The 7,455-nt window shown below is 64.5% G+C and carries 7 protein-coding genes; 1 reads left to right on the plus strand and 6 read right to left on the minus strand.

The annotated features are described in order from the left end of the window. The first annotated feature begins 275 nt into the window (after positions 1-275). Entirely contained in the window at positions 276-2,279 is a 2,004-nt protein-coding gene (locus EP237_RS18700; RefSeq protein ID WP_127562415.1) for a hydantoinase/oxoprolinase family protein, read from the plus strand. Between the two features lie 2 nt (positions 2,280-2,281). Here the strand turns inward: EP237_RS18700 and EP237_RS18705 are convergent, their stop codons facing one another. The 6 genes from EP237_RS18705 to EP237_RS18730 form a co-directional block, all read right to left on the minus strand. Continuing rightward, positions 2,282-2,623 (minus strand): RidA family protein, encoded by a 342-nt coding sequence (locus EP237_RS18705; RefSeq protein WP_127562416.1) that lies wholly within the window; start codon positions 2,621-2,623, stop codon positions 2,282-2,284. A 1-nt stretch (position 2,624) separates the two neighbouring features. Beyond that, positions 2,625-4,034 carry an FAD/NAD(P)-dependent oxidoreductase gene (locus EP237_RS18710; protein WP_127562417.1) on the minus strand — a complete coding sequence of 470 codons (1,410 nt, stop codon included), beginning with the start codon at positions 4,032-4,034 and terminating at the stop codon, positions 2,625-2,627. After that, entirely contained in the window at positions 4,027-4,326 is a 300-nt protein-coding gene (locus tag EP237_RS18715) for a (2Fe-2S)-binding protein (protein ID WP_127562418.1), read from the minus strand. Before EP237_RS18715 ends, EP237_RS18710 begins: the two co-directional genes overlap by 8 nt. Positions 4,327-4,421: 95 nt before the next feature. Beyond that, positions 4,422-5,096, minus strand: a complete 675-nt coding sequence (locus EP237_RS18720) for a hypothetical protein (RefSeq protein WP_127562419.1) — start codon at positions 5,094-5,096, stop codon at positions 4,422-4,424. Beyond that, positions 5,097-6,497: a selenium-binding protein SBP56-related protein gene (locus EP237_RS18725; protein WP_127562420.1), complete on the minus strand. Its 1,401-nt coding sequence runs from the start codon at positions 6,495-6,497 to the stop codon at positions 5,097-5,099. It abuts the gene before it with no gap. Positions 6,498-6,581: 84 nt separating this feature from the next. Then, positions 6,582-7,340: an IclR family transcriptional regulator gene (locus EP237_RS18730; RefSeq protein WP_127562421.1), complete on the minus strand. Its 759-nt coding sequence runs from the start codon at positions 7,338-7,340 to the stop codon at positions 6,582-6,584. Positions 7,341-7,455: the final 115 nt, after the last annotated feature.

Here is a 7,455-nt window from a genome sequence, read left to right on the forward strand (position 1 = left end):
CGTCTCGTAAACAATAGCAATCAATAATGGCCGAAATGGGGCGATTGTTTCCAGTTTCGGTTTGATGCCAATCCGCTGCCCATTCCGTGAGGTGGATATCCTGCATCGCCCGTGCTGCATTGCCTGCGCCTGTCTGGCTCCCGTGGCCCGGCCGGGGGCTGAAATCGCTGCCCATTTCCGACAGCTTTCCCGCCCCGAGGTCGCAGAAGACCCGTGACGGCGGGCCGGTCCTGTCCTATCTGCCGTAAGGCGAACAGGAAGGAAGGATACAGGCCATGGCCTATCTGCTTGGCGTGGATACGGGCGGCACCTACACGGATGCTGCGATTATCGACGAGGCGGCGCAAAGCGTTGTCGGCGCGGCCAAATCCCTGACCTCGCGGCACGATCTGGCCATTGGCATCGGCGGTGCGGTGGATGCGGCGCTGAACGGGGCCGGGATCCAGGCCGACCAGATTGCGCTGGTGTCTCTCTCGACCACACTCGCCACCAATGCGCTGGTCGAGGGGCAGGGAGGGCGCGTGGCGCTCGTGTCCATCGGGTTTACCGAGAAGGATCTCGACCGGGGCGGGCTTACCGAGGCGCTTGGCCGCGATCCGCTGGTGTCCATTGCCGGGGGCCACGGCCATGACGGGCGCGAGGCTGCGCCGCTCGATGAAGCCGCATTGCTGGCGGCGGTAAGCGCGCTGAAGGGCGAGGTGGAAGCCTTTGCCGTGGTGTCGCGTTTTGCCACCCGCAACCCCGCGCATGAAAAGCGTGCGCGTGACCTGATCGGGCAGGAAACCGGGCGTCCGGTGACCTGTTCCTATCAGCTGTCAGCCAAGCTGAACGGCCCCAAACGGGCGCTGACGGCGCTGCTGAATGCCCGGCTCGTCGGCTCCATCGCGCGGCTGGTGGCGGCTTGTGAACGGCATCTGGCGAAGCTGGGAATTGCCGTGCCGCTGATGGTGGTCCGCGGGGACGGGGCGCTGATCTCTGCTGCCATGGTCAAGGAGCGGCCCATTGAAACCATCCTGTCCGGCCCCGCCGCCAGCCTTGTGGGGGCGCGCTGGCTGACCGGGGAACGCGATGCTCTGGTCTCCGATATCGGCGGCACCACGACTGATGTGGCGCTGCTGCGCGACGGTCTGCCAGAGATCGACCCGGAGGGCGCGCTGGTCGGCGGATACCGCACCATGGTCGAGGCTGTGGCGATGCGCACCACCGGGCTTGGCGGCGATAGCGAGGTGCATGTCCTGTCAGACGGGTTGCAGGGCGGTGTGCGGCTTGGCCCCCGGCGGCTGATGCCGCTGTCGCTGCTGGCCCATGACCACCCAGACATGGTGATCGAGGCGCTGGAAAAGGCGCTGAACTCCGAGGTGGCGCTTGATTATGCGGGCCGTTTCGTGGTGCCGATGACGGGCGATGCCTCTGGCCTGCCGCCGCGCGATGCGGGGCTTCTGGAGCGGATCACCGAGCCGATGCCGGTGCAGGGCTTGCTGAAATCGCGGCTGGAAGGCGCGGCGCTGGATCGGCTGGTGGCGCGCGGGCTGGTGATGCTGTCGGGCGTCACGCCCTCGGATGCCAGCCACGTTCTGGGCAACCTCACCGACTGGAACACGGACGCCGCCCGTCTGGGGCTGCAACTGATGGCACGCAAGCGCGGGGGCAGTGGCAACCGGCTGGCGGACGGGGCTGACGCTTTGGCATGGATGATCGTGGATCAGCTGACCGAACAGACCGTCGATTGCCTGCTGGAAGCGGCCTTTGCCGAGGATCGGGATTTTGCCGATCATAGCCCTGCCACGCTGGCCCGCCACACGCTGACCCGGTCCGGCCTGACCCCGCATCGCGGCATCGTGGAACTGACCACGCGCATCGGGGTGCCGGTGATCGGGCTCGGGGCGTCAGCGCCCAACTATTACCGCGCGGTCGGCGAGCGGCTCGATTGCCGGATGATCCTGCCGGAACATGCAGGCGTCGCCAATGCCATCGGTGCGGTGGTCGGGCAGATCCGGCAGGTGGTCTCGGGCGTTGTAACGAGCGCCGGGGAGGGCCGGTATACCGTGCATCTGCCGGAAGGGCCGACGCTGTTTGGAAACCGCGACACGGCGCTTGATGCCTTGCAGGCGGCGCTTTCGGATCAGGCCAGCGACCGGGCAAGGCGGGCAGGGGCCGAAGACCTGACCCTGACTCATGCCCGTGACATCCGCGAGGTGGAAATCGAGGGCCGGTCGATGTTCGTGGAGGCGGAGATCACCGTCACGGCCACAGGCCGCCCCCGCATCGCCCATGGCTGAGCTCAGTCGCAGGCGGCGGTGACGATCACCTCGACCTTCAGCACGTCCCGCGCCAGCTTGGCCTCACCGCAGGCCCGTGCGGGGGCGTGGCCTTCGGGCACCCAGGCATCCCAGACGGCATTCATCTCGGCGAAATCCTGCATATCTGACAGCCAGACAATGGCCTGAAGAATACGGTCTCGCGACGATCCGGCCTTTTCTAGCAGCGCGTCCACGCGGGCCAGACAATCCTCGGTCTGTTCGGTCACGCTGTCGCCGACGCCGACCTGACCACACAGATAGGCCACGCCATTGTGCTTGACGATCTTGCTCATGCGCTGGCCGGTCTCGATCCGCTCGATCATGTTACTCTCCTTCGGGGTCTGTTGCCTCTGTCTCGGCCATTGTGGCCAGGTCCGCAAGGGTCACCGGTTTCAGCGGCGGACGAATGCGATAATAGCCTGTGACATCAGGGCTTTGCCCGGTGGCTTCGGACAGGATGGCAGTCACGCTGAGCCCGCAATAGCGCCCCTGGCACGGCCCCATGCCCGCGCGGGTGAAGCTTTTGGCCTGATTGGGCCCAAGGCAGCCGAGCGTGGCGGTCTGGCGGATTTCGCCTGCCGTGATCTCTTCACAGCGGCAGATGATTGTGCTGTCAGTGGGGGCGAGTGCATCAGAAAAAGGAGGATAGGCCGCATCCAGAAAGGGTCGAATGGCCAGTTCCCGCGACCGGGCGCGGAAAAGCGGTTTGGCCTGGCTGTCTCGCGCGACATCTGTCAGATGCCCGGCCTCTTCAGCCAGTTTCAGCGCTGCAAGGCGGCCTGCGATCTCGGCCACCATAGCGCCACCGATCCCGGCCCCGTCGCCCGCGATGAAAAGGCCGGGCAGGTCGGTGCCGCCCCATTTGTCCAGCACCGGCGTGAAAGCCTGTTGCGCCTGGGTCCAGCGATGGCTCACGCCGAGCGCGCGGGCAGCTTGCGCATTGGGCACCACGCCATGATGCAGCAGGACCGTGTCGCAGGCGATGCGATGGTCCCTAGCGCCCGCCTGAAAGCACAGCGCTTCGGCCTTGTCCGTGCCCTCGACGGCCAGTCCCGTGGCACCGGCAAATCTGCGCACCCCGGCGCGGCGCAGTTCCGCCAGCAGCCCAAGCCCCTTGGCCAGCCCGCGCCAGCCCTTCAGGGCAGCGGGCAGATGGCGCATGGCCTGCATCATGTCGCCCCGCGTTTGCGTTTCCACCAGCGCAAGCGGCGGCACGCCCGCCCGAACCATCTGCGCGGCGACGAGGTAGATCAGCGGACCGGAGCCTGCCAGAACCGCGCGGCGTGGCAGGATGCCGGAGCCTTTCAGCAGGATCTGCGCGGCCCCTGCCGTCATCACGCCGGGCAGCGTCCAGCCGGGAACCGGCATCGCGCGTTCGAGCGCGCCGGTGGCGATGAGCACCCGTTTCGCCCCGATATGCGCGGCGGCTCCGTTGGCTGTGTAGACGAGGCGGAACCCCTCCTCGATGGACCAGACCACAACCCCTGTGATGTGGTGAACGCGGCTGGCGATCAAGGCCCCGGTCAGGGTTGAACCATGGGCATAATCCGCACCCAAGATGCGCATCCTGTCCGCGCTGTCCGTGCCTGTGCGGGTCACATCGCGGTAGATCTGGCCGCCAGGGCGCGCCTGTTCGTCAAGCAGCGCGACGGACATACCCGCCTGATCGGCGGTGACGGCAGCGGCCATTCCAGCCGGTCCCGCGCCGATGATGGCAAGGTCAAAATCAGTCATGTGTGGCGCCCACGGGACGGGAGATGTCCATGCCTTCGACCACGGTCTGCATACAGGCCTGTCGGGACACACCGTCAATCTCAACAAGACAGTCGAAACAGGCCCCCATCATGCAGAAGGGTGCGCGTGGCGCGCCGGATTTTCGCGTATGGCGAAAACTGTCGATCCCTGCCGCCAGCAGTGACGCGGCAAGGTTTTCCCCGTCCGGCAGAAGCAGCTCTGCCCCGTCGAAGCGGATGGTCACAAGCCGCGCGGGCGGGCAGAGATAGACAAATGGGCTGTCGGCAGACATGCTGAAATTCCGAAAGGGGCAGGGTCGGGGCGCTGGCCCCATGCGTCCCTTCCTAGCGCGGAAAAAGCGGCCGCGTCCACTGGACCCGTGTTGGATCAATGCCCGTAATAGGCCGTATAGATCCCGACAGCGCCGACCAGAACCAGGCTGAGGGCCCAGACAATATCGAGGTTGAACCAGGTGCGGGACAGGAATTTCAGGCCGAGCCACAGGTAGATGATCACCGCGATGATCCCACCGGCCAGCGTCATTGCAAAGGTGTGGACAAGGGCGACCAAAAAGGCGGTCAGAACGTTCTGGCCCATCAAGGCCTGCGCGGCCTCGTGCCCCTCGGTCGGGCCTGCGTCGATGCCGCAGATGCCCAGATAGATCGGCACCAGCATCAGACCCGCCCCATGGGCAAGCGCGGCGAGGAACGACCACAGCGCCAGCCGCGCGGGATGGACGCGGGCCAGAAAACGGGGATGGCGTCGATTGATCAGCAGGTAGATGCCCATGGCGACGACCAGCGCGCCCGCGCCGATCCGGATCTGCATTTCCCAGCTGACGAGCGTGGTCATCAGCGAAAAGGGCAGCAGGATAGCCGTCATCGACAGGAAATGCCCGGCGGCCAGCGCGACCAGCGCCTTGCCCATGGCGCTGCGCTTGCCCTCCATCAATGCGGCGGACACGGCAAGAGGCCAGCCCATGCCGGGATTGACCCCGTGATAGAGGCCAGACAGAATGACGGCCCCCCAGAGGGCCGTCAAAGTGGTTATATCCGTGCCCATTCAGACGTTCGGATAGCAGAAGCTGTCGGTCGAGCAGTCGCCGCCTTCCAGACGGATCTGATGCGCGCGCAGGCCTTCGGGGAAGTTGATGTAGAAATTCGGGTCCAGCTCCAGCCCGCCATTCTCACCCACATTCGCCATGACCATCTGGCCGCCCTCCGCACCCGGATAGAACTGTTCGTCCCAGGTGGAATAGAGCGAGTTGGTCCAGTAGACCCGCTTGCCGTCGCGGCTGACCTCGACCATCTGCGGGCCGAAGGCGAACTCGCCACCGCTTGGATGCTTGGCATTGCGTGCGATGCCACCCAGTTCCACCTTTCCGGCGAGCTTTGGGTTCATCGGGTCGCTGACGTCATACTGGTGCATCTCGCCCAGACCCCAGCAGGCGACATAGAGATACTTGTCGTCGAGGCTGAGGTCGATATCGGTGACCAGCGGCGGCACGGCGGCAAAGCCCTGCAGAAGCGGCGGCAGGTTTTCCGGGTCCTCGGGACGCGGGTCGATGGTGATGGTCTTCTTGGCCTGCCAGGTGCCGTCCTCACCCCGCCACCAGGTAAAGATCGCGCCTTGCAGATTGGTGGTGTCGACCACGACGCCACAGAACCCGTAGGATTTCTTCGGGTCATGCGCGGGCCGGATTTCCAGCGCCATCTGGTGGTTTTCACCCAGGTCGATGGTCTGGATGTTCTTGCGCTTGCGCAGGTCCCAGAAGTGGATCGAATGGCCGTATTTGTTGGACAGCAGATCCTCGGCGACGATCCCGTTCTCGAACTGCGGCGGCAGGCCCCATTCGGAACTGACCATGTAGTCCTGCGGCAGGTTCCACCAGAAATCGTAGTGCTTGTCCTGCGGGCCGCGGTCCATTTCATACTGGCCGATGATCTCGAAGGTCTCGCAATCCATGATGAAGATGCCCGGAGGTCCGTCAGTGCCATCTTCGCCGCCGCCGCCGAGGGTCGAGACATAGATGCCTTCTGGCCCACAATGGATGGTGTGGGGGCGCGAATAGCCGGTCTTGGCGAAGACCTCTTCGGGTTCGATGATCTTGTGAATGCTGGCCTTCAGCGGGTCCTTCACGTCGATGATGTAGATCCGGGAGGACCGGATGCCCGGCACGATCAGGTAGCGCCGTTCAAGAAAGGCGTGCCCGGTCAGCGGCGACAGCGACGAGGAACAGGCGTTCCAGCCGAAATGGTGAAACTCGTCGCCCTTGTAGGGCATCATCACCGTGTGGACGATGGTTCCGTAGCTGTCGGATTTCGGGTCGAGATCGACCACAGCGATGCCATCGGGCTGCGAGCCATCGGGGCTGAGCATCACGGTGAAGCCGTAGGTTTCCACCGGGGCCTGCATGGCAAGCTGCGCGGTGGCGTGGAATGTCGGATCCGGTCTAAGTGTCATTTTATCCTCCCTGGAATGAACAATGCCCGTTCGGGCGCGACGTGAATTTCCTTCCCTTGTTGTCGCGGTGCGGCGTGGGTCTCCTCAAACCTCGGCCACGTTGCATAGTTGGATGGCGCCGCTGACGCGGTTTGCCAGATGTATCAGTTTTTCGCCGATCCCGGCCCGGTAATCCGACCCGAAGCGCCGGATCGGCCCGACGGCGCCGACGCTGAAGGTCGCGCCGATATTTCCAACGGACACGGGCGCGGCGACGCTGGCAATGCCGAGGTCGATCTCCTGGTCGCAATCGGCAAAGCCGCGCTGGACGATACGGGCGAAATCGGCGCGCAGGTCGGCCTCAGTGGTTTTGGTGTGTTCGGTATAGGCCTTGAGCGTGCCGTTGATGATGCAGTCCTGGAACTCCGGCTCGGTAAAGGCCGCGATCGCCTTGGAGCAGGAACAGGCATGCATGGGCCGCACCCCAAGCCCGGGATGGATGAAGGCGCGCCCCGGATCGTCGGGCGTTTCCACATGGATGATTTCCACCTGGCTGTTGCGGAACCGGGCCAGAAACACCGTTTCGTTGAAATTCACCGCGGCGGCCTTCAGCAGCGGTGCGGCGGCCTTGCGCACGTCGATATCGGACTTGCCAAGGAGCGCGATGCGAATGAGTCGCTCGCCGATCACCACCCGTCCGTCCTCGGCGGGCGATTCCACCAGACCCTGGTCCTGCAATGTCTGCATCAGCCGGTAGCAGGTGGGTTTCGGCAGCCCTGTTGCTTTTTGGATCTCGCTCGCGGAAACTGGACGCCCGGCAACGGCGACAAGCTCCAGTATGGCGATGAGGCGGTCCAGATGCATGTTGACGGAATCATTCCATGTTGCGAGACTTAGTCTCAAATCATGATAACTCGCATTCAAAAATCAAGATAAATCTGGAAAGGATCCGAGATGCGCACGAGAGCGGCGGTTGCGT

This window comes from Nioella ostreopsis (assembly GCF_004000255.1).
GTDB lineage: Bacteria > Pseudomonadota > Alphaproteobacteria > Rhodobacterales > Rhodobacteraceae > Nioella > Nioella ostreopsis.

What these genes read in the sequence shown, in the direction of transcription:
- EP237_RS18700 (WP_127562415.1), top strand. Translation starts at nt 276, where the DNA reads ATGGCCTATCTGCTTGGCGTGGATACGGGCGGCACCTACACGGATGCT.
- EP237_RS18705 (WP_127562416.1), bottom strand. Translation starts at nt 2,623, where the DNA reads ATGATCGAGCGGATCGAGACCGGCCAGCGCATGAGCAAGATCGTCAAG.
- EP237_RS18710 (WP_127562417.1), bottom strand. Translation starts at nt 4,034, where the DNA reads ATGACTGATTTTGACCTTGCCATCATCGGCGCGGGACCGGCTGGAATG.
- EP237_RS18715 (WP_127562418.1), bottom strand. Translation starts at nt 4,326, where the DNA reads ATGTCTGCCGACAGCCCATTTGTCTATCTCTGCCCGCCCGCGCGGCTT.
- EP237_RS18720 (WP_127562419.1), bottom strand. Translation starts at nt 5,096, where the DNA reads ATGGGCACGGATATAACCACTTTGACGGCCCTCTGGGGGGCCGTCATT.
- EP237_RS18725 (WP_127562420.1), bottom strand. Translation starts at nt 6,497, where the DNA reads ATGACACTTAGACCGGATCCGACATTCCACGCCACCGCGCAGCTTGCC.
- EP237_RS18730 (WP_127562421.1), bottom strand. Translation starts at nt 7,340, where the DNA reads ATGCATCTGGACCGCCTCATCGCCATACTGGAGCTTGTCGCCGTTGCC.